General features: G+C 73.2%; 21 protein-coding genes and 3 pseudogenes. 14 read left to right on the plus strand and 10 right to left on the minus strand.

All coding sequences use genetic code 11. The features are described 5' to 3' along the window. Positions 1-17: 17 nt before the first annotated feature. Positions 18-2,300 (minus strand): FUSC family protein, encoded by a 2,283-nt coding sequence (locus ABFX46_RS10355; RefSeq protein ID WP_346041345.1) that lies wholly within the window; start codon positions 2,298-2,300, stop codon positions 18-20. Positions 2,301-2,344: 44 nt separating this feature from the next. After that, positions 2,345-4,489, minus strand: coding sequence for a hypothetical protein (locus ABFX46_RS10360; RefSeq protein ID WP_346041347.1), 2,145 nt, complete (start codon positions 4,487-4,489; stop codon positions 2,345-2,347). A gap of 244 nt (positions 4,490-4,733) precedes the next feature. Here ABFX46_RS10360 and ABFX46_RS10365 point away from each other — a divergent pair. From ABFX46_RS10365 to ABFX46_RS10370, 3 genes and pseudogenes are all read left to right on the plus strand, one after another. Beyond that, positions 4,734-5,993, plus strand: a pseudogene (locus tag ABFX46_RS10365) (protein kinase domain-containing protein); the annotation flags it as partial. A 142-nt stretch (positions 5,994-6,135) separates the two neighbouring features. After that, a pseudogene (locus tag ABFX46_RS43470) lies at positions 6,136-6,315 on the plus strand (hypothetical protein); the annotation flags it as partial. Positions 6,316-6,399: 84 nt separating this feature from the next. Further along, positions 6,400-6,906 carry a hypothetical protein gene (locus ABFX46_RS10370; RefSeq protein WP_346041351.1) on the plus strand — a complete coding sequence of 169 codons (507 nt, stop codon included), beginning with the start codon at positions 6,400-6,402 and terminating at the stop codon, positions 6,904-6,906. A gap of 12 nt (positions 6,907-6,918) precedes the next feature. Here the strand turns inward: ABFX46_RS10370 and serB are convergent, their stop codons facing one another. The 4 genes from serB to ABFX46_RS10390 all read right to left on the minus strand — a co-directional run bounded on the left by serB (position 6,919) and on the right by ABFX46_RS10390 (position 11,243). Beyond that, complete coding sequence (gene serB / locus ABFX46_RS10375; protein ID WP_346041353.1) at positions 6,919-8,121, minus strand: phosphoserine phosphatase SerB; 1,203 nt, start codon at positions 8,119-8,121, stop codon at positions 6,919-6,921. A gap of 64 nt (positions 8,122-8,185) precedes the next feature. After that, on the minus strand, positions 8,186-9,202 hold the full coding sequence (locus ABFX46_RS10380; protein ID WP_346041355.1) for an S-adenosylmethionine:tRNA ribosyltransferase-isomerase: 1,017 nt from the start codon (positions 9,200-9,202) through the stop codon (positions 8,186-8,188). Next, complete coding sequence (locus ABFX46_RS10385; protein WP_346041357.1) at positions 9,199-10,479, minus strand: MFS transporter; 1,281 nt, start codon at positions 10,477-10,479, stop codon at positions 9,199-9,201. The genes ABFX46_RS10380 and ABFX46_RS10385 overlap by 4 nt, the downstream gene beginning before the upstream one ends. An 83-nt stretch (positions 10,480-10,562) precedes the next feature. Further along, positions 10,563-11,243, minus strand: coding sequence for an SDR family NAD(P)-dependent oxidoreductase (locus ABFX46_RS10390; protein ID WP_346041359.1), 681 nt, complete (start codon positions 11,241-11,243; stop codon positions 10,563-10,565). Between the two features lie 158 nt (positions 11,244-11,401). On the opposite strand from ABFX46_RS10390, the gene ABFX46_RS10395 reads away from it, so the two are divergent. From ABFX46_RS10395 to ABFX46_RS10415, 5 genes are all read left to right on the plus strand, one after another. Then, positions 11,402-12,559 carry a GAF domain-containing sensor histidine kinase gene (locus ABFX46_RS10395; protein ID WP_346041361.1) on the plus strand — a complete coding sequence of 386 codons (1,158 nt, stop codon included), beginning with the start codon at positions 11,402-11,404 and terminating at the stop codon, positions 12,557-12,559. Beyond that, positions 12,556-13,245 carry a response regulator gene (locus tag ABFX46_RS10400; RefSeq protein WP_163059467.1) on the plus strand — a complete coding sequence of 230 codons (690 nt, stop codon included), beginning with the start codon at positions 12,556-12,558 and terminating at the stop codon, positions 13,243-13,245. The genes ABFX46_RS10395 and ABFX46_RS10400 overlap by 4 nt, the downstream gene beginning before the upstream one ends. Positions 13,246-13,281: 36 nt before the next feature. Further along, positions 13,282-14,067, plus strand: coding sequence for a PP2C family protein-serine/threonine phosphatase (locus ABFX46_RS10405; protein WP_346041363.1), 786 nt, complete (start codon positions 13,282-13,284; stop codon positions 14,065-14,067). A gap of 343 nt (positions 14,068-14,410) precedes the next feature. Further along, positions 14,411-14,860 carry a DUF2752 domain-containing protein gene (locus tag ABFX46_RS10410; RefSeq protein WP_346041365.1) on the plus strand — a complete coding sequence of 150 codons (450 nt, stop codon included), beginning with the start codon at positions 14,411-14,413 and terminating at the stop codon, positions 14,858-14,860. Between the two features lie 88 nt (positions 14,861-14,948). Next, complete coding sequence (locus ABFX46_RS10415) at positions 14,949-15,638, plus strand: RDD family protein (protein ID WP_346041366.1); 690 nt, start codon at positions 14,949-14,951, stop codon at positions 15,636-15,638. A gap of 82 nt (positions 15,639-15,720) precedes the next feature. Here the strand turns inward: ABFX46_RS10415 and ABFX46_RS10420 are convergent, their stop codons facing one another. Together ABFX46_RS10420 and ABFX46_RS10425 are read right to left on the minus strand one after the other, a co-directional pair. Further along, on the minus strand, positions 15,721-16,182 hold the full coding sequence (locus tag ABFX46_RS10420) for an SgcJ/EcaC family oxidoreductase (RefSeq protein ID WP_346041368.1): 462 nt from the start codon (positions 16,180-16,182) through the stop codon (positions 15,721-15,723). A 288-nt stretch (positions 16,183-16,470) separates the two neighbouring features. Then, positions 16,471-17,238, minus strand: coding sequence for a hypothetical protein (locus ABFX46_RS10425; protein WP_346041370.1), 768 nt, complete (start codon positions 17,236-17,238; stop codon positions 16,471-16,473). Between the two features lie 223 nt (positions 17,239-17,461). Between ABFX46_RS10425 and ABFX46_RS10430 the strand changes: the two genes are divergently transcribed. From ABFX46_RS10430 to ABFX46_RS10440, 3 genes are all read left to right on the plus strand, one after another. Continuing rightward, positions 17,462-18,250, plus strand: coding sequence for an ABC transporter ATP-binding protein (locus ABFX46_RS10430; RefSeq protein WP_346041372.1), 789 nt, complete (start codon positions 17,462-17,464; stop codon positions 18,248-18,250). 140 nt (positions 18,251-18,390) lie between these two features. Beyond that, positions 18,391-19,164: a sulfite exporter TauE/SafE family protein gene (locus ABFX46_RS10435; protein WP_346041374.1), complete on the plus strand. Its 774-nt coding sequence runs from the start codon at positions 18,391-18,393 to the stop codon at positions 19,162-19,164. 89 nt (positions 19,165-19,253) lie between these two features. Further along, a complete protein-coding gene (locus ABFX46_RS10440; RefSeq protein ID WP_131938772.1) occupies positions 19,254-19,490 on the plus strand; it encodes a hypothetical protein in 237 nt (78 codons plus the stop codon). On the opposite strand, the gene ABFX46_RS10445 is transcribed toward ABFX46_RS10440, so the two are convergent. Both ABFX46_RS10445 and ABFX46_RS10450 read right to left on the minus strand, forming a co-directional pair. Further along, entirely contained in the window at positions 19,487-20,401 is a 915-nt protein-coding gene (locus ABFX46_RS10445) for a Rieske (2Fe-2S) protein (RefSeq protein ID WP_346041376.1), read from the minus strand. The genes ABFX46_RS10440 and ABFX46_RS10445 overlap by 4 nt on opposite strands. A 107-nt stretch (positions 20,402-20,508) precedes the next feature. Further along, positions 20,509-22,791: a molybdopterin dinucleotide binding domain-containing protein gene (locus ABFX46_RS10450; protein ID WP_346041378.1), complete on the minus strand. Its 2,283-nt coding sequence runs from the start codon at positions 22,789-22,791 to the stop codon at positions 20,509-20,511. 148 nt (positions 22,792-22,939) lie between these two features. Here ABFX46_RS10450 and ABFX46_RS10455 point away from each other — a divergent pair, with 148 nt between their 5' ends. The 3 genes and pseudogenes from ABFX46_RS10455 to ABFX46_RS10465 all read left to right on the plus strand — a co-directional run bounded on the left by ABFX46_RS10455 (position 22,940) and on the right by ABFX46_RS10465 (position 25,685). Then, positions 22,940-23,386, plus strand: a complete 447-nt coding sequence (locus tag ABFX46_RS10455; protein ID WP_346041380.1) for an NfeD family protein — start codon at positions 22,940-22,942, stop codon at positions 23,384-23,386. After that, a pseudogene (locus ABFX46_RS10460) lies at positions 23,383-24,255 on the plus strand (SPFH domain-containing protein); the annotation flags it as partial. The gene ABFX46_RS10455 and the pseudogene ABFX46_RS10460, both read left to right, overlap by 4 nt. 335 nt (positions 24,256-24,590) lie before the next feature. Continuing rightward, positions 24,591-25,685 carry a CapA family protein gene (locus ABFX46_RS10465; RefSeq protein WP_346041384.1) on the plus strand — a complete coding sequence of 365 codons (1,095 nt, stop codon included), beginning with the start codon at positions 24,591-24,593 and terminating at the stop codon, positions 25,683-25,685. The last annotated feature ends 22 nt before the right edge of the window (positions 25,686-25,707 follow it).

Here is a 25,707-nt window from a genome sequence, read left to right on the forward strand (position 1 = left end):
ACGCTCCCGGGAGGCGGTCACGACCGCGGGGCGGCGGCGGCGAGGGACGAGTCGACGACCGTCCCGGCGTCGCGGCGCAGCGACCGGATCGTGTAGCGGGTGCCGGACACCTGCAGCAGCGCCTGCCGCAGCGGGGTCACCTCGTCCCGGCCGACGCCCGCCTTGATCTCGGCGCGGCGCCGCCGGGTGATCGTGGACAGGTGCGAGTCGAGGTCGGCGAGTTCCTCGTCCAGTTCGCCGACGGGGATGGCGTCCTTCGGGTCGAGGTCCTCCGGGTCCTCCTCCAGCAGCGCGCCGGCCTCCTCGAACCGGTCGGCGAGCCGGTCGAGGATCTCCGGGACGGGCCCGGTGTCGACGGCCTCCGCGCGGGACAGCCGCGCGACCGCGATGAGGTGGTCGCGGGTGCGGTGCGCGGCGTCCACGGCGGTCCCGAGCTCGGCGATCAGGGCGGTGTTGGGCAGCCGCTCGTGGCCGAGCCGGGTGCGGGTCTCGGCGACCGCCTCCGCCGCCCGCTCGGCCGCGACGATCGTGTCGTGCGGCAGCCGGGTCTGCTCGCCCGCGAGGACGTCCGCGGTCGCCCGGACGAGGTCGGCGTGCGTGCCGAGCAGCCGCCCGAGCTGGCGCGGCAGCCGCTCCACGTGCCCGGCGGGCCACAGCAGCCGGACGGCGAGGTAGGCCAGCACCGTCCCGGCGAAGGTGAGCGCGATCCGCTCCCCGGCGGCGGTCCAGCCGGCGGGGGTGGAGAAGTCGAGCAGCATCATCGCGAGCGGCGTCCCGAACAGCGCCCAGTAGGCGAAGTTCACCGACCGCATCGCGAACCCGGCGAGCGCGAACACGAAGGCGATCACGGCGACGGTGACCTGGCCGGGCGCGAGCGTGAGGATGACGGCGGCGACGGCGGACCCGGCCGCGGTGCCGCCGACGCGCTGGACGAGCCGGTCGACGGTCTCGCCGTAGGTGGCGCGCAGGCTCAGCATCGCGGTGATCGTCAGCCAGTGCCCGTGCGAGAGGCCGATGGCGGCGGTCCCCGCCATCGACACGACCGCGGTCACGTACACCCGCGCCACCTGCCGGAACGCCGGGGACCGGGTGCGGACGGCGCGCCGCATCCGCTCCCACACCGGCACCGGGTCGAGGGAGACGGGCATCCGCGGCGGCCCGAACCCCATCCGGACGCCGCCCGCGACGATGCGGCGGTTGGCGGCGACCTCGCCGGCGATGCGGTCGATGGAGCGGCGCACCTGGCCGATCAGCGCGACCGCGATGAGGTCCTCGTCGCCGGCGAGCCCGGCGCGGCGGATGTGCTCGGCGGCCCGTCCCATCCGCCGGACGGCCGCGGACTCCTCCCGGCCGAGCGGCGCGTCGCCCGCCGTCGCGATCGCCCCGGCGAGCAGCCGCAGCCGCGCGGCGAGCGCCGAGATGGCGGTCTGCGTCTCCAGCCGCCACTCGCGGTCCGGCGGGTAGTTCTTCGCCGCCTCCAGGACGGCCTGCAGCGTCACCGTCTCGTGCAGGACGCGCCCGAGCCCGTCGATGAGCCGTTCGGGCCGGGTGGGGTCGCTCTTGCCGCGTCCCGTCCGGTACAGGCGGTAGGTGGCGCGCGCCGCCGTCAGCGCCTCGGACGCGGCGCGCCGCTTCTTCTCCCAGTCGGGCACCCGCGTGACGGCGAGGAGGTCGGGGTCGGTGAGCTCGACGGCCTCCAGCGGCTCGGGGTCGTGCGCGCCGACGTCCTCGGCGACGGCGTCGAGCGCCTCGGCGACCGCGTCCGCGCACTCGCCGAGCGACGCCCGCAGCGGGAGCAGCCGCCGCGCGGGCCACGGCGCGAGCAGCAGCCCGGTGGTGAGCAGCCCGCCGATCAGCTCCAGCAGCCCGATGGCCAGCACGTCCGCGGACGGCGGCCGGACGGCGCTCAGCAGCACCGCCAGCCCGGCCGTGGACCCGATCCGGGGCACCGCGACACCGAGCGCGATCAGCGGCGGCACCACGATCACGGTCGGCCACAGGTGCCCGGCGAGCAGCCCGCCGAGCGCGGACCCGACCGCGACGAACAGGACCCCGATCGCGAGGCTCCGCGCCTGCGCCCCGTACGGGCCCTCGGGGGCGCGCAGCGCCACCAGGTACGCGCCGAGCGCGATCGCCGACCCCTGGGCGGCGTGCCCGGTCAGCGACCCGACGAGCAGCGGCACGGTCACCGCGATGGCCGCGGCCGCCCCGTACATCGGCGACGCCTGGCCCTGAACCTGGGCAAACGCGTCCCGCATGCGCCGCAGCACGTCCCGCCGTTCCTCCGCCGTCGGTTCCACCGCGCGGAGATCACTTACTCCGCCCCCCACCCGTACCCGGATGATCACCGCTTAAGGCCGGGCCCCGTCCGCGAAGGCGCCCGGCGGTCCCAGGTGTCCAGGACCTCGGCGATGAGGGCGCGCTGCGCCCGGTCCTCGGAGATCAGCGAGCCGTACGGGGCGAACGGGACGATGGTCCGGTCCGCGGCGACCTGCCAGCGCAGGGTCGGGACCAGCGGTTCGAGCGCGTCGCCCAGCACGTCGGCGGCCTCGGTCAGCCAGCGGCCCGCGCCGTGCTGCAGCATGCGGCGGGCGACGGCCTCGAGCAGCGGGCCGGGGTCACCGGAGATCCGCCGGACGGCCAGCGCGCCCTCGTACTGCTCGGCCGCGTCGGAGTCCAGGTCCCGCAGCGCCGGCAGCAGACGCGCCGCCGGCCCGCCGAGCCGCCCGGCGAGCCGGGCGGCCTCGCCCATGAAGAAGCGGCCGTTCGCGAGCACCCGCTCGGCGGCGGCCAGCGCGGTGCCGGTGTCACCGGTCAGGTCCAGGAGGAGTTCGGCGGCGGCGAGGCGCTCCCCGTCGGAGTCCTCCGCGTCGGTCAACGCCAGTTCCCGCAGGACGGGCGGGAATCCGTCGACGGGCAGCCCGTGCGTCCGTGCCAGCCGTACCGCGAGGACGGCCTCGCCCCCGTCCACGGCGGCCTGGACGAGCCGGGCCACGTCCTCGGTGCCGCCCGCGATGGCGGCGAGGGCCTCGGCGCACGCCGTCCGGAACCCCCAGCTGCCGTCGCCGGCGGCGGCCTCGCGCAGGGCGGGCACCGCCGCCGAGGCGTCCGGCCCGATGGCCGCGAGGGCGGCCGCCGCGGGGCCCCTCCGATGCCGGACGAGACGGATCAGTTCGGGCGTCGCCGCGGCGGCGGACGGCCCCCAGACCGCGAGCAGCGGCGGGATGGCCACGTCCGGCTCGTGCCGCATCGCGGTCTCCATGGCCGCCGAGGCGAGATGCGGGCGCAGGACGTCCAGCAGGGCGGGGTCGTAGGGCTCATCGCGCTCGGTGAGGAGGTCGACGGTGCCGCCGTCGAACCAGCCGGCGGCGAAGGCGCCGAGCAGCGAGGGCCGCCAGGCGGGATGGTCCGCCATGACGAGCAGCCGCAGGCCGGCGGACAGGAGCCGTCCCTCCGGAGTCTCCAGCCCGCGCATCCAGTGCCACCGGTCGCCGAGGGCGGTCTCCGGCGGCGACCGGACGTACTCCGCCAGCGCGCCGACGGCCGCCGGCACCGGCTGCCGCACCTCCACCAGGATCTCGGCGGCGGCCGCCCGCACCTCGGTGTCGGTGTGGGCGGCGGCTTCGGCCAGGACGTCCGCGAACGCGGTCCTGGCCGACAGCGACAGGAAGCAGCGCCACCGCACCGCGCTCACGACTCGGAGTGCGTGGGTCTCCTGGTGCAGGAACTCCCGGACCAGCTCGATGGCGTCGTCCTGGGGCGCGCCGACGATGATCTCGCTGAGCGAGTCGTCCGCCCACAGGCAGTCCCTGAGGGGGTCGTACTTCGCCCAGCATTCCCGGACGACCGCCGCGGCCGCGGGGCCGAACGACTCGCCGTGGACGGCCAGCGACCACGCGGCGGCGGCCCGCGTCAGGACGGGACGGCCCGCTTCGAGCTCCGCCTCCAGCCAGGCCGCCGCCTCCTTCGGATGCAGCCGTACCGCGGCCAGCAGGAGCTCGGACGCGGCCTCGCTGTCGCCCTCGGCGTCGCGCAGCCTCCGCAGCCGCGCGAAGGGCACGCTCTCGGGCGGCAGCTGCCCCACGACGTAGGCGGCCGTCCGCCGCACCGGGGCATCGGGATCGGAGTGCAGCTTCAGGAGCCGCTCCGCCCCCGCCGCGAGCGCGCTCCGCACGCCGTCGAGCACGGCTTGGGACGCGGCCGAGCCCTCGGCGATGAGCGCGAGCTGCCGCAGCAGCTCGGGCCGCCGCCGGGTCCGCCGCGAGCAGGCCAGCCCGATCAGGACGGGCACCGCCGCCGCCGTGGCGGTGTACAGCGTGCCCTGATGGGTGATCCGCGCCTCCAGCTCGCCAAAGGCGCGCTGAGCGGCGTCATCGTCGCGCCCGACGGCGGTGCGCAGCAGCTCGGGCACGTCCGCCGCCGACCCGTACGCGTGCTCGAGCGCCGCCCAGTCAACGCCGCCGCCGACACCCGGACCACGAAAAATCATGACCCGCGACTCTAGCGCCGACGGCCGCACCCGTGACCGGAAGAAGGATCACAAGAGGGTCTGCAAACGGGACTACGCGCCGCCCGCACGAGAATCGGCGGCCTCGGCGGCCGCCACTTCCTCCCCGGGGCCGTCGACGCGTACGGGCACGGTGCTCGACCCTTGACGTGGAACGCCGGTGCCGCTGGGATCATGTTCGTCCCCACGGCTCCATGCGCTGGACGGACGGAGAGGCGGGCGGCTGGTGGCAGGCAAATTGATCGCGGCGCGCTATCGCTTAGCTGAGCGGCTCGGGCAGGGTGGCATGGGCGTGGTCCACCGGGCGGTGGACGAGCGGCTCGGGCGGCCGGTTGCGGTGAAGCTCCTCGAACCGCAGGGCGCGGCGGCGGACGGGCTCGTCGCCAGGTTCGAGCGCGAGGCCAGGCTCGCGGGCGGACTCCAGCACCACGGCATCACGACGGTTCATGATTTCGGGGCGGAGGCGGGGGCCTTATACCTGGTGATGGAACTCGTCTCCGGGCAGGATCTCGGACGGCGGGTGCGCGGGAGCGGCCCACTCCCCGCGGACCTGGTGATCGCCTTCTTCCGGCAGATCGCCGACGCGCTGGGGCACGCGCACGGGCAGGGCGTCGTCCACCGCGACCTGAAGCCGGCGAACGTCATGGTGACCGCCGCGGAGATGATCAAGATCTGCGACTTCGGCATCGCCCGGTTCGTGCTGGACGCGTCCAAGGACGGGTTGACCCAGACGGGCGCCGTCATCGGGACGCCGAGCTACATGTCGCCCGAGCAGGCGACCGGGCGGCCCATCGACCACCGCACCGACCTGTACTCGCTGGGGTGCCTGGCCTATGAGCTGCTCACCGGGCGGCCGCCCTTCACCGCGGACAACTGGATGGGCATCGTCCACCAGCACATCAACACCGCGCCCGAGCCGCCCGGTGGCCGGGGCGTCGCGCTTCCCCGGCACCTGGAGGAGCTGGTTCTGGCGCTGCTGGCCAAGGAGCCCGCCGACCGCCCCGCCGACGCCGCCGAAGTGATCCGGAGGCTCGACGGAACCGCCCCCCGGCCCCGGCCGGTTCCGGAACCCGGACGGGCACCGGAACCCGAGCGGCCCGAGCCCGAACCACCGGGGCCCGCGCCCCTGAGCGACCCGCCGGCCGTCGCGGTGCGGCGGGGACCGCGGCCGGAGGGTCCGCACGAGGTCCTGTGGACGGCGGAGGCGTTCGGTGCTTACCCTGCCGTCGCGCCGGACGCCGGCATCGTCATCTGCGCCGGGTACCACATGATCTGGGCGCTCGACATGGCCACCGGCGCGGTCCGCTGGACGGTCGAGGACGAGCGCTCCCTCTTCTGGATCCCGACCGTCGGCCACGGCAGCGTCTACCTGGCGGGCGACCAAGGGGTGCTTTCGGCTCGTGATCTGGGCACCGGAGCCGAGATGTGGAGCGTTCGACGCCCGGCGCTCTGGTGGTCCGAACTGCTCGCCATCACCCCTGAAAAGGTCATCATCACGTCCGGCAATGACAAGGCGAAAGATGGGCTCCGCGACGGCGTCTGGTGGGTGGAGGCCCTGGACACCGCTACCGGCGAGTGCCAGTGGAGGTCGCGGGGGATGCTCCGCCATAGCCGGCCAGCCGCCTCCCATGCAGTACGGCGTGGTATTCGTCCGAGGGGAGGAGGGCGAGGTCATAGCGCTCGACATCGAGAGCGGTGCCGAGCGATGGCGCCATCGCGGGCTGGACAGGTGGGAAACGACCATCTCTCTGGCGGCCGACGGGCGCATCTTCGGCCACGGTGACGGAGTCGTAGCGCTGGACCATCGAACCGGCGAGGTCTCCCAGAGTTATCTTTTCCCCTCCGAGAACCTCAGAGCCGCCCCCGCCTACGGCGCCAAGAGGACGCTGTTCGTGGGCGGCGGACGGGTGCCGTTCACCAGCGGAAATAGCGATCTGCGGAACTCGTACCTGGACGGTTGTGTCCGTGCTCTGCTCTTCGGCAGGTTCGTGCATGGGGAGCTGTGGTCGTACCGGGAGGAGGGCGGTCGCGGCCGGCCGGTGCGCCTCGAATTCCATCAAGGGCTGCTCTATGTCTTCTGGACGTCCTCCGTCGACAACCGCGGCGGAGACATCTCGCTCTTCGCGCTGGATCCCGGTTCCGGACAACGGGTGTGGACGTTTCCGGCGCAAGGTGTCTCCATGTCCGCGGACGGCGCCTTCCACAACGGGGTCCTGTACGTCTCCGCACTCGAAAGGAAGGACACCTTCTCTGCGGTGGCGCTCCCCGATCGAGCCGACCTCCCGGATGGGGAGCCGGACGACGGTGAGCCGGACCGCGGTGGGCAGGACGAAGGCGCCAGGGACGCCGGTGGCCGGCTCCTGCGCAGATGGGGGCGCCGTTACCGTTCGGCCGGGTAGCCGTCCGGCGGATCAGCGGTCGGCGTCGGCGGCGTCGGCGGCTTCTACTTCTTCTCTGGAGATGCCCAGGAGGAAGACGATCGTGTCCAGGTAGGGGACGTTCACGGCGGTGTCGGCGGCCTGCCGGACGACCGGTTTGGCGTTGTAGGCGATGCCGAGGCCGGCGGCCTGGAGCATGTCGAGGTCGTTGGCGCCGTCGCCGATGGCGACGGTCTGGCCGATGGGGACGCCGGCCTCGCGGGCGAAGCGTTCGAGGGCGGCGGCCTTGCCGGCGCGGTCGATGACGCGGCCGCTCACGCGGCCGGTGAGCTTGCCGTCGACGATCTCCAGCGTGTTGGCGGCCGAGTAGTCGATGCCGAGGTCGTCGACGAGGGCGTCGGTGACCTGGGTGAAGCCGCCGGAGACGATCGCGAACTTGTAGTCGAGGCGCTTCAGGGTGCGGACCATCGTGCGGGCGCCGGCGGCGAGGCGGAGTTCGCCGCGGACCTCGTCGATGGCGGACGCGTCCAGCCCGGCGAGCAGGGCGACGCGTTCGCGCAGCGAGCCCTCGAAGTCGAGTTCGCCGCGCATCGCGGCCTCGGTGACCTTGGCGACCTCGTCGAGGCAGCCGGCGTGCTCGGCGAGCAGCTCGATGACCTCGCCCTGGATGAGGGTGGAGTCGACGTCCATGACGATGAGGCGCTTGGCGCGGCGGCTGAGGCCGCTCTGCTGGACGGCGACGTCGACCTGCTGCTCGGCGGCCTCGGCGGTGAGGGCGGCGCGGAGCGCGTCGGGGTCGGCGCCGGAGACGTCCATCTCGATGCAGGTGACGGGGTTGGACGCGAGCCGCTCCATGCGGTCGATGTTGGCCCCGTGCGCGGAGATGCGGCCGGCGATCCCGGCCATGGCGGCGGGCTTGAGGGGCGCGCCGAGGACGGTGACGTGCAGGCGCCCGGTGCGCTTCGGCATCCGCCGGTTGCGGCCCGTGGAGAGCTCGATCTCCATGTCCAGGTCGTTGGCGACGTGCTCGGCGGCGTTCCAGACGCGTCCGATGTCGGCGCCCTCGGTGTAGTCCAGCAGGACGCCGAGGACGAGCCGGCCGCGGATCACGACCTGCTCCACGTCGGCGACCGTGAGCGGGAACTCCGAGAGTGTCCGGAAGAGACGCGATGTCACGCCGGGGCGGTCGCGTCCGGTGAGTGTGATGAGCAGCGTGCGCTGTGCTGACCCGTCCATAGCTGTTTTCCACGTTACCGGCCGTGACGTGCGGGTCGTGCGGCAGGTCCGGCATGCGAGACGGTCACAAGATCAAATTGAGGTCTCCGAACTCGTGCCAGAGGTAGCGCTCGGCCAGGGCGGCGTCGTAGGTGGCGGTGAGCAGATCGGTGCCCGCGATGGCCGTGAGCATCATCAGGTGGGACGACTTGGGCTCGTGCAGGCCGGTGAGGAGGCCGTCCACGGCCCGTACACCCTTCTCCGGGGTCACGATGTGCTCCGTCCAGCCCGAGGACGCGGTGACGCGCCCTGAGGCGTCCACGGCGGTCTCCAGGGCGCGGACGGCCGTCGTGCCCACGGCGATCACCCGGCGGCCTTCGGAGCGGACGTGTTCGACCAGCGCCGCCGTCGGCTGCGGGACGCGGTAGCGCTCCGCGTAGGGCGGCTCATGGGCCTCCGGGGACGCGACGCCGGTGTGCAGCGTGATCGGCGCGATCAGGACGCCCCGCGAGACCAGGCTTGTCACGAGTTCGGGTGTGAACGGGCGGGCGGCGCTCGGCATCTCCGCGCTGCCCGTCGACGAGTCGTAGGCGAAGGCGGTCTGGTACGCGGCGGCGGGCCAGTCGCGGCGGACGTACCCGTACCTGATCGGCACGCCGCGGCTCAGCAGGAACGGGATGACGTCGGTGCTCAGCCGGGCCTCCCAGAGCCGCTCGGTGCGGCGTCCGACGAGGGTGAGGGTGGCGCCGCCGGGCAGCGGGATCCACTCGCCGGGGGAGCCGCCCCGGTACGGGCGGCTGGCCTTGCCGGCGAGGCGGCGCAGCTCGACGAGCCACAGCCGGTCGTCGCCGCCGGGCACCGGGGTGGAGAAGTGCACGCTGATCCGGTCGAGCCGGACGGCGGCCGGCAGCGTCGCCGAGGTGTTGACGACGAGGAGGTCGCCCGGGTCGAGCAGCGTCGGCAGCTCGCCGAACGCGTGGTGGGAGACCGCGCCGGTCGCGCGCCGGGACACCAGGAGGCGGACGCCGTCCCGGCCGCGGCCGCGCGCCTCGGGCGGCTCGTGGGCTTCGAGCGAGGCGGGCAGGGTGAACTCGACGGTCACGTGGAGACCTCCAGCCGGAGAGCGGCGATCACCCCGAGCAGGGCGATCACGGCGAACAGCGCACCGGAGACGGCGAGGCCGGTGCCGATGCGGGCGGCCCCGAAGCCGGTGACGAGCGCGCCCGCGACGCCGACCACGAGGGACGAGCCGAGCGTGTCGCTGATCTGCAGCGCGGACGAGTTGACGCCCTGCTCGTCCTCCGGGGACAGGTCGAGGAGCAGGACGGACAGGCTGCCGATCGAGAAGCCCATCCCGGCGCCGCCGATGATCCACGCCGGCGCGGCGAGCCAGCCGCCGGGCAGCTGGAGGCCGACCGCGGCGAGGGCGATCCCGGCGGTGACGAGCACGGCGCCGAGCAGCGCGTAGAACTCGCGGGGCCGCGTGGACCGGCCCTGGATCTGCGACGCCGCCGACCAGCCGAGCGCGCCGACCGTGAGGACGATGCCCGCCTTGGTGGCGCTGAAGCCGTGCAGCCGCGTCAGCGCCAGCGGGATGAACACCTCGGTGCCGAAGAACGCGCCCGAGAGCAGGCCCCGGACGAGGATGACGCTGGGCAGCCCGCGCCGCAGCCGGAGCGTTCCGGCGGGCACGAGCCGCGGCAGCCCGAACGCCAGGCCGGCGAGCCCGATGACGGCGACGGGCAGCATCGTCCAGCCGCCGCCGTCGAGCCCGTAGAGCAGGACGGCGGCGCCCGCCGCCACGGCGACGGCGGCGACGTACCGCGACCGGCCGGAACCGCCCGGCCCGCCGTCCACCTGCTTGATGCCGCGCAGGGCCGGCACCAGCATCATCGTCGGCGGGACGACCAGCGGGATCAGCCCGAGGAACACCCACCGCCAGCCGACGTGCTCGGCCACCGCGCCGCCGACCGCGGGCCCGATCAGCGACGGCAGCACCCACGCCGCCGACAGCGCCGCGAACACCCGCGACCGCAGCTCCTCGGGGTACACGCGGGCGATCACGACGTACATCGCGACGAGCGAGACGCCCGTGCCGAGGCCCTGCACGGCGCGTCCCGCGACGAACGCCCACATGGTCGGCGCCGCGCCCGCGACCACCAGCCCGGCGACGAACGTGCCGAGCCCGATCATGAACGGCCGGGTGGGGCCCGACCGGTCGACCCAGCCGCCCGCCAGCACCGTGGACAGCAGGCTCATGATCAGCGTGGCGCTGAAGCCCCACGCGTAGAGCGCCAGGCCGTCCAGGTCGGCCGCGACGACCGGCATGACGGTGCCGACGGCCATGCTCTCGAACGCCAGCAACGTGACAACGAGCACGATCCCGAATGTCGTACCCCGAAAACCCGCAGTAAGGACTCCACGCCCCGAATCAGACACCCGCTCATGATCGAGGATCGCCGTCATGGCGTGTCCACCAGGTCGTCCACCAGGTCGGACACCCGGTGGCGCCCGCTCGCCGGCCGGGTCTGGACGAGCCGGCGGAGGGCGGCCGCGGCCTTCGCGGGCGGAGGCGCGGCGTCGGCGTTCTCCCCGGCCGCGCGCAGCATCGCGGTGTTCATCTCGCCCGGGTCCGCCCACCAGACGGCCACGTCGGGCTCCTCGGCCGCCAGGACGTTCGAGAGCTGCTCCAGCGCCGCCTTGGACGTCCCGTAGCCGCCCCACGTCTCGTAGTTCTCCACGGCCGCGTCCGAGGTGATGTTGAGGATCGCGCCGTGCCGCTCCCGCAGGGTCGGCAGGACGGCCTGGATCAGCGCGAGCGGCGCCAGCACGTTGGTCGCGAACGCGTCCGCTAGGTCGGCGGGCGCCAGCGAGTCCAGCCGGGGCATCGGCGTCGGCCCGAGAGTGCTCGCGTTGTTGACGAGCAGGTCGAGCCCGCCGGACACGGCCCGGACGAGTTCGGCCCGGTGCGCGGGGTCGGTGACGTCGCCCGCGATCCCCCGCGCGCCGGTCTCGGATGCGGCCGCCGCCAGCGCGGCCGGATCGCGGGCGTCGATGACGAGGTTCCAGCCGTCCGCCGCGAGTTCCCCGGCGAGCGCCCGCCCGAGCCCCCGGGAACCGCCTGTGATCAGTGCCGTTCTCATGGTTCCGACGCTAGGAACCGGGGAGGTCCTGGGGCATCGGCCGACCGTTCCGCGGCGGCTGGGCAGATGGTCCTAGGACCCCGGTCCCGGACGGACCCGCATTGATAGTCGTCCAGGCTGATTCGGGAAGACCCGCCCAGAGAGTACGGTCTTCACAAGTGGGTGAACGAGAGGCCGGGATGGAGACCGACGACGGGTGCCGCGATCAGGGCGCGACCCTGCACGCCGTCAGTTCCGCCGTGCTCGCGGTGACCCGGCACCTGTCCGTCCACGAGGTGCTCCAGGTGATCGTCCGGGCGGCGGCGCAGCTGCTGGACGCCCGGTACGCGGCCCTCGGCGTCCCCGACGACGAGGGCTCGTTCGCCGAGTTCGTCGTGGCGGGCATCTCCGACGAGCAGTGGGAGCGGATCGGCCCGCTGCCCCGCCAGCACGGCATGCTCGCCGCGATGCTCAAGGGCGACGCGCCGAAGCGGCTCGGCGACATCCGCCGGGAGCCGGAGTTCGAGGGCTGGCCGGTCGCGCACCCCGTCCTCAAGGACTTCCTCGGCGTGCCGATCCGCGACGGCGAGGACGTGCTCGGCATCATCTTCCTCGCCAACAAGCAGTCCCCGGGCGGGTTCACGCAGGACGACGAGGACCTCCTCACCCTGTTCGCCGCGCACGCCGCGATCGCGATGGCGAACGCCCGCCTCTACGAGCACAACCGCGAGCTGACGGTCGTCGCCGAGCGCAACCGGATGGCCCGCGAGCTGCACGACGCGGTCGCGCAGAAGCTGTTCTCGCTGCGGCTCACCGCGCGCACCGCCGCCACCCTGGCCGAGCGCGACGCCGCGCGGACCGTCCGGGAGCTGGCCCAGGTCGAGCGGCTCGCCGCCGAGGCCCTCGCCGAGCTGCGCGCCGTGATCTTCGAGCTGCGCCCCGCCGACCTCGCGGACGGCCTGGTCGCGTCGCTGCGCAAGCACGTCGAGGTCCTCGACCGCGCGCACGAGGCGACCGTGCGCCTCGCCGCGGACGACGCCGTCGTCCTGCCGGAGGAGCACGAGGCCGTCGCGTTCCGCATCACCCAGGAGGCGCTCTACAACGCGCTGCGACACGCCCAAGCCGGCACCGTGGAGGTCCGCCTCGCCGCGGACGACGTGAGGGCCGTGCTGGAGGTCGCCGACGACGGGTCCGGTTTCGACGCGTCCGACACCGAGAACCAAGGCGGGCTCGGGCTCGCCTCCATGCGCGACAGGGCCTACTCCATCGGCGGCGACCTCACGATCGACGCCGCTCCGGGCCGGGGCACGACCGTCCGGCTGGAGGTGCCGCTGTGAGCGACGGCGCGATCCGGGTCCTCATCGCCGACGACCACCCGGTCGTCCGGCAGGGGCTCCGCACGTTCCTCGGCATCCAGGACGACATCGAGGTCGTCGGCGAGGCCGAGGACGGCGCGTCGGCCGTGACACTGGCCGAATCCCTTGAGCCCGATATCGTGCTCATGGACCTCAAGATGCCGGGCGCCGACGGTCTGGCCGCGCTGACGGAGCTGCGGGCTCGTGGGGTGAAGGCACGGGTCCTGGTCCTCACCAGCGTCACGGAGCGCGGCCACGTGCTGCCGGCCGTGCAGGCGGGTGCGGCCGGGTACCTGTACAAGGACGTCGACCCGCAGGCGCTCGTCCAGGCGATCAGGGCGGTCAACGACGGGCACGTCCTGTTCGCGCCGGACGCGGCCGAGGCCATGCTGCGGGACGGGTCGGCGGCGCGGGACGACGATCGCGGCCTGGCCGCGCTGACCGAACGGGAACGGGAGGTGCTCGTGCACATCGCGCGGGGCAGGTCCAACCGGGAGATCGCGCGCGCCCTCGTGGTGTCCGAGAAGACGGTCAAGACGCACGTCAGTAATCTGCTCATGAAACTGGGAGTCCAGGATCGGACGCAGGCGGCGCTCTACGCGGTCCGGCACGGTGTCGGAACGTCCGGCGCGGCCGGGGAAAACGGGGAATCCGCCGTCCGGTACTGATACAACTCCTCTGACAGGATCGTCATCGAAATTGGTATGAACGTAGCAATCAGGTACGCAGCAGGCAGCGACATCGGGTGCAACCGGGAGAACAACGAGGACTCCGGTTACGCCGGTGCGCGGTTGATCGCGGTCGCGGACGGCATGGGCGGCTATGCGGGCGGCGAGGTCGCGAGCTCGACCGTCATCGACTCGCTGCGCTCGCTGGACACCGCTGCCCCCAAGGACGATCTTGTCGAGGTGCTGGGCCGCGCCGTGGCCGAGGCCAACGAGAAGCTCCGCATCGTCCGCGAGGAGCGTCCCGACCTCAGCCGGATGGGCACCACGCTCACCGCGATGCTCTGGTCCGGGGAGTCCGTGGCATTGGCGCACGTCGGCGACTCGCGCGGCTATCTGCTGCGCGACGGCGAGCTGTTCCAGATGACCCAGGACCACACGATGGACGAGTTGCTGAAGGCGGAGGCGGAGCAGGCCGGCCAGCAGGCCGACCCCGCCGAGACGTCGCGGCTGTCGCACGTCCTGTACCGGGTGCTGGACGGCCGCGAGGACCGCGAGCCCGACCTGCGCCTGCGCGAGGCCCGGCTCGGCGACCGCTACCTGCTGTGCTCGGACGGCCTGAGCGGCCCGGTCGACGCGCAGCAGATCTACGAGGTGCTGTCGGCGGAGGCCGATCCGCAGCGCGCCGTGGACCGGTTGATCGAACTGGCCCGCGCGGGCGGCGGCCCCGACAACATCACCGCGGTCATCGCCGACGTCGTCGAGGCCGAGCACCTCCAGGGCGGCGAGGGCCCCGCGGTCGTGGGAGCCGCGGCGCAGGGCTGAGCCTCGTCCGGCCGGTGCCTCGGGCCGGTGCCTCGGGCCGGTGCCTCGGGCCGGTGCCTCGTCCGCCGTGAGGCCATAACCGGCCACATGGATCCGCATCAGATCCGGGCGGGGCGTAGTGGGCGCCAGAGGCCCCTGTGGGCCGCGTCCGGACGATTCATGAAACTCTTAGGCGGAAAGAGTGCCCCTGTAGCTGGCGATTTGTCTTACTCTTGCCCCTGGAGTGATGTCACTGCGCGCTCGGTAACGGTCCCATCGCGGATCGTCGGCCGCGCTTGACCCGGCTCCGGGTGCACCCGGTATACGGGTCACTCACTCGTTTGTCATCGAGGCGGAGGATTCGTTGGGGGGAGCGCCCGGGGCGGCGGCCACCGGTGCACCGGACGGTGTGCTGGGCGGGCTCGTCAGCCGGACCCTCACCGCAGCGCGGCACGGCCCCATGGGCGTGATGCTGCGCGTTGCGGCGATGGCCGTCGCGGCCATCGGCGCGTCATGGATCCACCGCGTCAACGACCCCGGCGTGCTCTGTCCCCTGCGGGCGCTCACCGGAATCCCGTGTCCCATGTGCGGAGGCACGACCGTGTTCATCGAGCTCGGCTCGGGCCGCCCGGGCCAGGCCGTCCTCGCGAACCCGGTCGCCCTGACCGGCGCGATCGCCGTCGCCGCCGCACCGCTGGGCCTGGGGCGCCGGTGGTGGGCACTCCAGCCGAAGACCCGTGCCTGGATGCTCGGCACCGCCCTCGTGGGGTCGGAACTGTGGCAGCTCGTCCGGTTGGGCATCCTCCGGGTTTGAGCCGAGGTCGATCCTCGGTCAGACTTGCGGAGCCCACCGGGTCCGGCGGGCGTCACACAACCAAAGGGTCAATCAATAAGGAGCAAGTGTGGGTAACCCCTACGACCCGTACGGTCAGCAGCCGGGCTACGGGCAGCAGCAGCCCGGGTACGGCCAGCAGCCCCCGGCCCAGCCGGGCTACGGTCAGCCCCCGGCCCAGCCCGGGTACGGCCAGCCGCCCGCGCAGCCGGCCTACGGCCAGCCCGCCCAGCCGGGGTACGGCCAGCAGCCTCCCGCCCAGCCCGGCTACGGCGCCCCCGGGGCGCCCGCGCAGCCCGGCTACCAGGAGGTCCACCACCACCACTACGGCTCGACCGGCCAGCTGGCCGAGTGGGGCTCGCGCGCCGGTGGCTACATCATCGACTACCTGATCTTCATGGGTCCGGTCTTCGTCCTCTACCTGCTCAGCATGCTGCTGACCAGCTCCGGCAGCGGCGGCGCCGCGGTGCTCGGCCTGCTGTTCATGCTGGTCGGCCTCGCCCTGTCCGTCGCGGGCGGCCTGTGGATCTGCTACCAGGAGGGCACCACCGGCCAGTCCATCGGCAAGCGGCAGATGGGCATCCGCCTCGTCAGCGCGCAGACCGGCCAGCCCATCGGCTTCGGCATGGCGTTCGTCCGCAAGATCGCCCACGTCGCCGACAGCTTCCTGTGCTACATCGGCTTCCTCTGGCCGCTGTGGGACGACCGCAAGCAGACCTTCGCCGACAAGATCTGCAACACGATCGTGGTCCGCGCCTGACCCGAGACCACCAGAACGGGGCGTCCCTCACGAGGGGCGCCCCGTTTCCGTATGCGGCCACCGGCTCGGCGGGCGATCGCGGTCAGGGCGTCGCGCCCGCGCCGGGCCGGGTGGCGGGCTGGAGCCTGAAGGAGACCGCCTCCATCAGCCCCTTGTGCTTGGTCTTCTGGACGGCCGCGATCCGCCACCGCCCGTCCGCCGCGCGGACGAGGGTGTAGGTCGCGACCTTGCCGAGCTTGCCGGGCGTCTTCTTGGCGACGTCGCCCCTGGTGACGACGATCGCCGTGTCGGGGCCGTGGCGGTGGATGCCGATGATCTCCATGTGGAGCCGGGTGCCCTTGAGGAAGCCGTCGAACAGCGCCTGGTGCGCGCGGCCGATCTCGTCGCCTCCGGTGTAGACGGTGCCGACGAAGGTGACGTCGACGGCGTCGTCGGTGAAGCAGGTCCCGTAGGCGGCTCCGTCGCCGCGGTTCCAGGCGTCGCGGGCCCGGTCGAGCAGGGCGCGGATCTCGGTGACGGCGGTGTCCATGGCGGTGCCCTCCACGATAGCGTCTTCTCCTAGGAAGTTTCTTCTTTGAAGATTTCTCTTCACTGAGGAAGAGATTACGGAGTGAGGGGTCCCGTGTCAACGCCCGAGGATGCGAACCGGATGTACCGCCGGTACCGGAGGCCGGGTACGTCCACCGGGCGCCCTCGCGCGACGACCGCCGCAAGGTCGGCGAGACCTCCGCTCCGCTAGCGCTCTGTTCCGGGAACCGGGTCGTGTCCCCTGTGGGGGCGGCCCCCCACGCCCCCCGGGCGAGGGCGGTTCGACCCGGCTCCCTGCACTCCGCTAGCGCTCTGTTCCGGGAACCGGGTCGAACGCGCTGTTGCACGCCGCCACCAGGGCGCGGCGGACGGCGGAGTCCAGGAGGCGGAGGGCCTCGCCGCGGCGGGTCATCTGGTCGGCGCTGAGGCCGCGGTCGTCCAGCCGGCGGGCCAGGTCGACGACGAGGGACAGCCGGCCGGCGAGCGCGGCGACGCGGTGGGCGCGCTGCGGGTAGCCGGGGGCGAGCGGGTGGCCGCCGCGGTCCGGGTCGCGCAGGTCGACGAGCGCGTCGGCGATCTCGGGCGGCACGCCGGCGAAGTCGTCCACGGTCAGCAGCGCCTCGGTGGCGTCGCGCATGGCGAGGGTGAGCCGCCGGTCGGCCTCGGCGAGGGACGGGACGTCCGGGAGCCCCGCCGACGCGTCGTGCGGCGTCCAGCGGACGCCGACATAGGACGAGCCGCGCCGGTCCTCGGAGGGGACGAGGCCCATCGCCCGGCCGTCCAGGACGGCGACGACGGCGGCGCCCGCCTCGATCGCCGCGGCGTTGAACGGCGGCGGCCCGGTCAGCCCGAGCGGGTCGCCGGGCTGGGGCAGCGCCAGCCGCAGCGCCGACAGCCCGCCGACGCGCAGGTCGCCGAGGCCGCGCCGCAGCGTCACCTCGGCGGGCTCGCCGCCGAGGATCTGCGGCCCGGCGCTCTGCTCGACCGCGTCGACCGCCTCGTCGAGGCCGACGTGCCCCGTCAGCCACGCGTTGCCCCAGGCGACCAGCGACGTCGCTACCGCCCCGCTCATTCTGTCGTGCTCATTCTCGGACTCTCCGCAACGGGCATGCGATCCACGATAAGCGCTCGGATCGCCGGTTCCACCGGACGTAAGGGACCTATCGCGGCGGAGGAGCACCCTGGGGCCGCCGTTTCCGGCGGGGATCCGGGGGGCCACCGCCGTCCCGGATCGCATAGGTTCTTCTCCTGAGGGCTAGATCACGGGCGACCGGGATTGGGGACGAAGGCACGCGATGGCCGGCGAGGTACTTCAACTCCGCGGAGTCGGGGTCAGGCGCGGCGGGGCGACCCTGCTGCGCGATGTCACATGGACCGTGAACGAGGGCGACCGGTGGGTCATCGTCGGCCCGAACGGAGCGGGCAAGACGACGCTGCTCCAGATCGCCGCCGCGATGCTGCATCCGTCCGAGGGCACGGTCGAGATCCTGGAGGAGGAGCTCGGCCGCACCGACGTGTTCGAGCTGCGTCCCCGCATCGGCCTCGCCAGCTCGTCGGTCGCCGAGAAGGTCCCGGCCGGTGAGACCGTCATCGACCTGGTGCTGACCGCCTCGTACGCGATCCTCGGCCGCTGGCAGGAGGAGTACGACTCGACCGACGTCGGCCGCGCCGTCGCGCTGCTGGAGGCGCTCGGCTGCGCCGACCTCATCAAGCGGACGTTCACCACCCTCTCGGAGGGCGAGCGCAAGCGCGTCCAGATCGCCCGCGCCCTCATGCCCGACCCGGAGCTCCTGCTGCTGGACGAGCCCGCCGCCGGCCTCGACCTCGGCGGCCGCGAGGACCTCGTCACCCGCCTCGCCGCGCTCGCCGCCGACCCGGCCGCCCCGACGATGGCGATGGTCACGCACCACGTGGAGGAGGTCCCCGAGGGCTTCACGCACGCGCTGCTGCTGCGCTCCGGCGAGATCGTCGCGCAGGGCAAGGTGGACGAGGTCTTCACCCAGGAGCACCTCTCCGCCGCATTCGGCCTCCCGCTGGCGATCGACCGCCAGAACGGCCGCTGGTACGCCCGCTCCGTCCGCTGAGCCGCGCCGAGCCGGGCGGGTCGGCCCGGGGTGGAAAAAGGGGCGGATGCTCCCGGACCACCCCCGATCGACGGCCCTGAGCCGCTGCTCCCTACGATGTGTGCGCCCCCGAGAACCCGCAGCGCTTGGATGGGACGCACGTGAACCTGTTGGACGCGGTCGCGATCTTCGCGGCCGGGGTCGCCGCCGGAAGCATCAACACGGTCGTCGGATCCGGCTCCCTGATCACCTTTCCCACGCTGCTGGCGCTCGGCTACCCGCCGGTGGTGGCGAACGTGTCCAACAACATCGGGCTCGTCCCGGGCGGCGTGACGGGCGCCTACGGCTACCGGGAGGAGCTGAAGGGGCAGCGCGGGCGGCTGCTGCGGCTCGCGCCCGCGTCGTTCGCCGGCGCGGTCATCGGCGGCCTGCTGCTGCTGGGGCTGCCCGCCGAGGCGTTCAACATCATCGTCATCGCGCTGATCGTCATCGCGCTGGTCCTGGTCGTCGTGCAGCCGCGCCTCCAGCGGCGGGTGGCGCTGCGCCGCGAGGGCGCGCATCGCCCGAACGGCGGTGCGGGGCTCTGGCTCGGCGTGTTCGGGGCGGGCATGTACGGCGGCTACTTCGGCGCCGCGCAGGGCATCATCCTCATCGCGCTGCTCGGCATCCTGCTGGACGACGACCTGCAGCGCCTGAACGGGGCCAAGAACGTCCTGTCGGCCGTGGTGAACGGGACGGCCGCGATCCTGTTCACGCTCATGTGGCTGTTCGCCGGGACCGAGGTCAGCTGGTGGGCGGTGCTGCTGATCGCGGCGGGCTCCACCTGCGGCGGCGTGATCGGCGCCCGGGTCGGCCGGCGCATCCCGCCGCTGGTGCTGCGCGGCGTGATCGTCGCCGTCGGCGTGGCCGCGATCGTGAACCTGCTGCTGCCCTGACCAGCGTTTTCCGGCCCGCCACGGGGATTGCCGACCGGACATTTCGGGTATAAGTCGAATATACGTTCGACTGCCGGAGGGGCGACGCGATGAAGGGCGACAGGGTCGAGATCGTGGTGGACGCCGGGGGCGACGGAACGCGGACGTACGAGGTGACGGCGAGCCGCGCCGGACGCCGCGTGGAGGTCGCGACCCGGCGCGGCGTCGTGGAGGTCACCGAGGTCACCCGGACGGGCACCCCCGTCCGGACGGCGCGCTTCATGTCCAGCCGCGTCCTGGCCCTCGTGGAGCACCCCGTCTCCACCGAGGGCGGCGAGTCCGGCTAGAGGGGCCGGACCTGGAGGACGCCGTCCTCCGTCACGCGGCTCTCGAACGCCGGCTGGCGGGCGGTGGCGGGGCCGTGGACGACGGACCCGTCGGCGACGCGGAACGTGCTGCCGTGCCAGGGGCAGACGACGCAGACGTCGGCGTTGTCGTCGGTGACGATGCGGCCCTGGTGGAGCGGCCCGGCCAGGTGGCTGCAGCGGTCGGTGAGGACGTGGACGCTGTCGCCCGTCCGCAGCACGAACAGGCTGATGTAGCCGAGCCGCCGGGTGACGGGCCAGCCGTCCGGGAGGTCGGCGGCGCTGCACAGGTCGTGCCAGCCGAGCGGGACGAGGTGGCCGACCTTGTCGGCGTGGCTGGCGCCCGCCGCCTGCCGGAAGGCGAGGTGCCCGCCGAGGTAGGTGCCGGCGAGCAGCGTGGACAGGCCGGCGAAGCCGAACGCGCGGCCGGCGCCGTCCCGTCCCTGGTAGCGGGCGATGAGGGACGCCGAGTACAGCGCGCTCGTCGTCGCCATCCCGGCGGCGTGGATCAGCCCGACGCGCTGCTGCTCGCGGTGCAGGGAGCCCCAGTCGGCGATGCCGGTGAGGACGCTCGGCAGGGCGCCGGCGAGCCCGGCGGCGACCAGGGTCTGCGCGGCGCGGCGCGTCCCCGGCATGAGGTCGAGGACGGCGGCGGAGATCCACAGGCCGACGGGCACGTCGGTGAGCGGCGGATGGGCCGGGTGGCCGAGCGGGACGCCGTGCAGGGCGTCCTTGACCGGCCCCGGGTGCAGCGTCCGCCGCACGGCCGTGGACAGGACGCGGATGGTACGGTCCAAACCGCGCGCCTGCTCCAGCGCGTCCGTGGCGTCCGCGAGCCGTGCCGGGGTCTGGGGCTGTGACCCGCGCCGGAATATGTTCACCCGTCGGGGCATGTCCCCTCCTCCGCGGTCTGTGAGACGCCTGGTGCGACACTAGTCTTCCGCGTTCTCCTGCGGCCAGTCATACCCCTACCTGTGGCCGGGGGAGGTAAACCACGGGGTCAGCGGGCCTCCACCGCGGCCAGGGCCTCCACGGTGACGGGGACTCCGTTGAAGACGGCGTTGCCGGACAGGGGGTCGATCTCCTGCTCGTCGGTGACCGCGTTGACGTTGACGCCCGCGTGCCGGTGCGCGACGCCGGTGCGCGTTCCGGGACGGTCGTGCCCCCATCCGTGCGGCAGGCTGACGACGCCGGGCATGACGCTCTCGGTGGGTTCGGCGACGGCGTCGACGCTGCCCGTCCGGGACGTGACGCGGACCAGGCCGCCCGCGGTGACGCCGAGCCGGTCGGCGTCGGCGGGGTTGAGCTGGAGGGTGCAGGTGTTGGAGCCGCGCACCAGTTCGGGGACGTTGTGCAGCCAGCTGTTGTTGGAGCGCAGCTGGCGGCGCCCGATCAGCACCATGCCGTCGTGCCGCGGCGCGGTCAGGGCGGCGTGCAGCCGGTCGACGTCGGCGGCGAACGTGGACGGGCACAGCTCGACACGGCCGGACGTCGTGCAGAGAACCTCGTCCAGACGCGGCTTGAGGGCGCCGAGGTCGAGCCCGTGCGGGTGTTCGGTGCGAAGCCGTGTCAGTGTGAGGCCGACATAGTCGGCGCCGGAGGCGCCTCGGGGGGTGTGGGGGGTCGTCCCCCCTCGAAGGGCGGGGTCGGCGCCGAAGCCGTCGCCGTAGGGGCCGAGGCGCAGCATCATGTCGAGCCGCTGCTCGGTGAGCGTGCCGGTGTCGAGCATCTTGCGCAGTTCGCCCGGGTCGCGGCCGTGCACGGGGGAGCCGGCGAGCGCGGTGGCCTTCGCCAGCGTCGTGCTGATGATCATCTCGTCGAGGGCGGCGGGGTCGCCGTCCGCGCCGGAGGCGATCATCGCGAGCCGGGCGAGGAGGTCGGCCTCGCTCGGGCGCCCGTCCGGCAGCGGGACGACGGGCGGCGAGTAGCGCGCGTAGTCGCGGACGGCGAGCCCGGTCAGCGCGATGTCGTAGTGCGGCGTCTGGGCGGGCCGCGGCGGCGGCAGGACCACGTTCGCGTGCCGGGTCGTCTCGTTCAGGTACGGGTCGACGCTGACCATGAACTCCAGGCCGGCGAGCGCCCGGTCGAGCCGGGCGGCGTTCGGCGCCGACAGCGCCGGGTTCCCGCCGATGGTGATCAGCGCCCTGACCTGCCCCTCGCCGGCGGTCTCGATCTCGTCCGCGAGCGTCGCGACCGGGAGTTCGCCGTTGACCTCGGGCAGCGCGCGGACGCGGCTGCGCCACCGCCCGGTCGTGAACGGCTTCTTGCGCCGGTACACGGGCATGTGCGCGGGACGCGGGAACATCGCGCCGCCCTCGCGGTCGAGGTTCCCGGTGAGGACGTTCAGGGCGTCCACGAGCCAGCTGTTCAGCGTCCCGAACGCCTGCGTGCAGGTCCCGATACGGCCGTAGACGGCGGCGCGGTCGGCGGCGGCCAGTTCGCGCGCCGTCCGCCGGATGACGTCCGCCGGGACGCCGGTGGCGGACGCGACGCGCTCGGGTGCGAAGTCGACGGCGAGGGCGCGCAGGTCGTCCAGGCCGTTGACGCGTCCCGGGAGGCGGTCGGTGACGAGGTCCTCGGCGAACAGGGTGTGGACGAGCGCCATGAGGAAGAACGCGTCGGTCCCGGGACGGATGAACAGGTGCTCGTCGGCGAGGGCGGCCGTGCGCGTCCGCCGCGGGTCGACGACCGTGACCTTGCCGCCGCGCGCCTGGACGGCCTTCAGACGTCCGGGGAAGTCGGGCGCCGACGCGAGGCTCCCGTTCGACTCCAGCGGATTGGCGCCCAGCATCAGCAGATGCCGCGTCCGGTCGAGGTCGGGCACGGGGATCGCGAGGGGATCGCCGAACATGTGCCCGCAGGACACGTGCTTCGGCATCTGGTCGGCGGTGCTGGCCGTGAACAGGTTGCGGGTGCCGAGCGCCTTCACGATCGCGGCGGTGTACAGCGGCCCGGCGATCGAATGCGCGGTCGGGTTCCCGACGTAGACGGCGACCGCGTCCCGCCCGTGCCGCTCGATGACGCCCGCGAGCCCCTCCCGGACGGCGGCGAACGCCTCGTCCCACCCGGCCTTCTCGCCCTTGACCAGCGGCTCCGCCAGCCGGTCGGGATCGCCGTCGAGGCTGCCGAGCGTGGCGCCCTTGGGGCAGATGAAGCCCTTGCTGAACGGGTCCTCGGCGTCACCCCGCACGCGGGTCACCGTTCCCGCGTCGTCAAGGGTCAGTTCGAGCCCGCACAGGGCTTCGCAGAGGGGACAGGTGCGGAACGCCGTGCGGTCGCCCATCGGGACACTCCTTGTGAACGGGACCGTCTGCCCAATGATGACTTGTCGGTCGCGACCGCACCATGACCGGCCCCCCGGGCATGGCCGTAACGGTGATTTGGGAGTTACTTTGAAGACGAGGACTTTCGGCAGCCTCTAGGGAGCTGCTATGGAGCCGTGGGTCGCCTGGTTGCTGGTCGCCGCGCTGCTCGGAATCGCCGAGCTGCTCACGCTCACGTTCGCGCTCGGGATCCTCGCCGTCGCGGCGCTCGCGGCCGGGCTGGCCGGCGCCCTCGGCCTGCCGCTCGCCGGCCAGGCCGCCGTCTTCGCCGTGGGGTCGATCGCCGGCGTCGCCGTCGTCCGCCCCCTCGCGACCCGCCACATCCGGCAGCCCCCGCCGCTGCGCTCGGGCACCGCCGCGCTCGTCGGCCGCGAGGCGTACACCCTCACCGAGGTCACCCGCCTCGGCGGCCGCGCCCGCATCGGCGGCGAGGAGTGGACGGCCCGCCCCTACGACCCCGACCTGGTCATCCCGGCCGGCGCCACCGCCGACGTCCTCGCCATCGAAGGGGCGACCGCCCTGCTCTACCCGGTCTCGGCCGAGGAGCCACCATGACCGACATCGCCATCGCCGTCCTGATCATCGTGCTCGCCGGGGTGTTCGTCCTCGCCACCGCGGTGATGCGGGCCGTCTGGATCATCCCGCAGGCCCGCGCCCGCAACGTCGAGCGCCTCGGCCGCTACCACCGCACCCTCGAACCCGGCATCAGCTTCGTCGTCCCGTTCGTCGACCGCGTGAAGCCCCTCCTCGACCTCCGCGAGCAGGTCGTCTCGTTCAAGGCCCAGCCGGTCATCACCGAGGACAACGTCGTCGTCCACATCGACACCGTCCTGTTCTTCCAGGTCACCGACCCGCGGGCCGCCGACTACGAGATCGTGAACTACATCAAGGCGATCGAGCAGCTCACCGCGACGACCCTCCGCAACGTCATCGGCACCCTCGACCTGGAGGCCACCCTGACGTCCCGCGACCGGATCAACACGGCGCTGCGCGGCGTGCTGGACGACGCGTCCGGCAAATGGGGCATCCGCGTCACCCGCGTGGAGATCAAGGCGATCGAGCCGCCGCCGTCCATCAAGGACGCGATGGAGAAGCAGATGCGCGCCGAGCGGGAGAAGCGCGCCGCGATCCTGACCGCCGAGGGCGCCCGCGCCTCCGCCATCCTCACCGCCGAGGGCGAGCGCCAGTCGACGATCCTGAAGGCCGAGGGCGCCCGCCAGGCCGCCATCCTGGAGGCCGAGGGCCAGTCCGCGGCGATCGAGCAGGTCTTCAACGCCATCCACAACGCCGACCCGGACCCGAAGCTCCTCGCCTACCAGTACCTGGAGACCCTCCCCAAACTGGCCGAAGGCCAGGGCAACACCTTCTGGGTGATCCCAGGCGAAATGACGAACGCCCTACAAGCCATAACCCAAGCCTTCGCCCCGAGCACCGAGAAGCCCATCAGCCAAGAACTCCCCCACCCCAATGGCCAGGAAAACCCCGCCTGATCTGGAAAGGACCTCAGCCACCGGAGCACGGGAAGGCACGCGGAGGGCGCTCCAGCGCCCGGAGCGGGCCTGCCCGCCGAGCCGGGCGACCGCAGCGACACCGGCAGACCCGCACGGTCACAACAAACCCGCACCGTGGCGTGAGGATCGACCGGCTCGCAACGGGGGTTCCAGGGGGTCGCCCCCCTGGGCCAACACAGCCCCTGGGCCAACACCCGTGAGATGCTTGGCCGCCAGCAGGTCCAGGTGGGCCGGACGGAGGCGAGGCGATGGGCAGGCGGGGGAAGGCGGCCGCGGTCGCGGTGATGGCGGCGGTGGCGCTGACCGCGGCGGCGTGCGGGAGTTCCGGCGACTCGGACGCAGAGGGGGCGACGCCGCCGCCCGCGACGTCCGGGGCCGGCGGCGGCGCGACGAAGCCGGCGCAGCCGGTCAAGGAGCCGATCATTCTCGCGTTCGGGGGCGACACGCATTTCGAGGGGCAGTTGCGGGCGCGGCTCGGCACCCCCTCCACGGCGCTGGGGCCGGTCGCGAAGCAGCTCCGGGCGGCGGATCTCGCCATGCTCAACCTGGAGACCGCCATCACGACGGGCGGTACGCCGGCGCCGGGCAAGCAGTTCACGTTCCGGGCGCCGCCGTCGGCGTTCAAGGCGCTGAAGGCCGCCGGGGTGGATGTCGTCTCCATGGCCAACAACCACGGCATGGACTACATGGAGGGCGGCCTGCGCGATTCGCTGGCCGCCATCAAGCAGGCGCGGTTCCCGGTCGTCGGCATCGGCAAGAACGCGGATGCCGCCTTCAAGCCGTACCGGGTGACCGTGAAGGGCAACAAGCTCGCCATCGTCGGTGCCACGCAGGTGCTGGACGACAACCTGATCCAGGCCTGGACGGCGACCGACGCCAAGGGCGGCCTCGCGTCGGCCAAGGACGTCCCGCGGATGGTCCAGGCGGTGAAGGAGGCGCGCAAGGGCGCGGACGTCGTCATCGTCCACCTGCACTGGGGCGCCGAGCTTCAGCCGTGCCCGTTGCCGCGCCAGAAGGAACTCGCTCGGCAGCTTGTCGAGGCGGGCGCCGACATCATTGTGGGGGGCCACGCGCACATCCCGCTGGGCGGCGGCTACATGGACGGCTCGTACGTCCACTACGGCATGGGCAACTTCGTGTTCTACTCCGCGAACGGCCAGACGGCGAAGTCCGGTGTGCTGCTGCTGAAGGTGCAGAACGGCAAGGTCGTGAAGGACAAGTGGAACCCGGCGCTCATCCAGGGCGGCATCCCGATTCCGATGAAGGGCGCGGCCGCGCAGGCGGAGCTCAAGCGGTGGAACGGGCTGCGCGGATGCACGGGCCTGTCGGCGCGGCCGTCCTGAGCTGGACTCTCCCCCTGTGGGA

Origin of the sequence: Actinomadura chokoriensis, from assembly GCF_039529475.1 — a bacterium.
GTDB classification, from domain to species: domain Bacteria; phylum Actinomycetota; class Actinomycetes; order Streptosporangiales; family Streptosporangiaceae; genus Spirillospora; species Spirillospora bangladeshensis.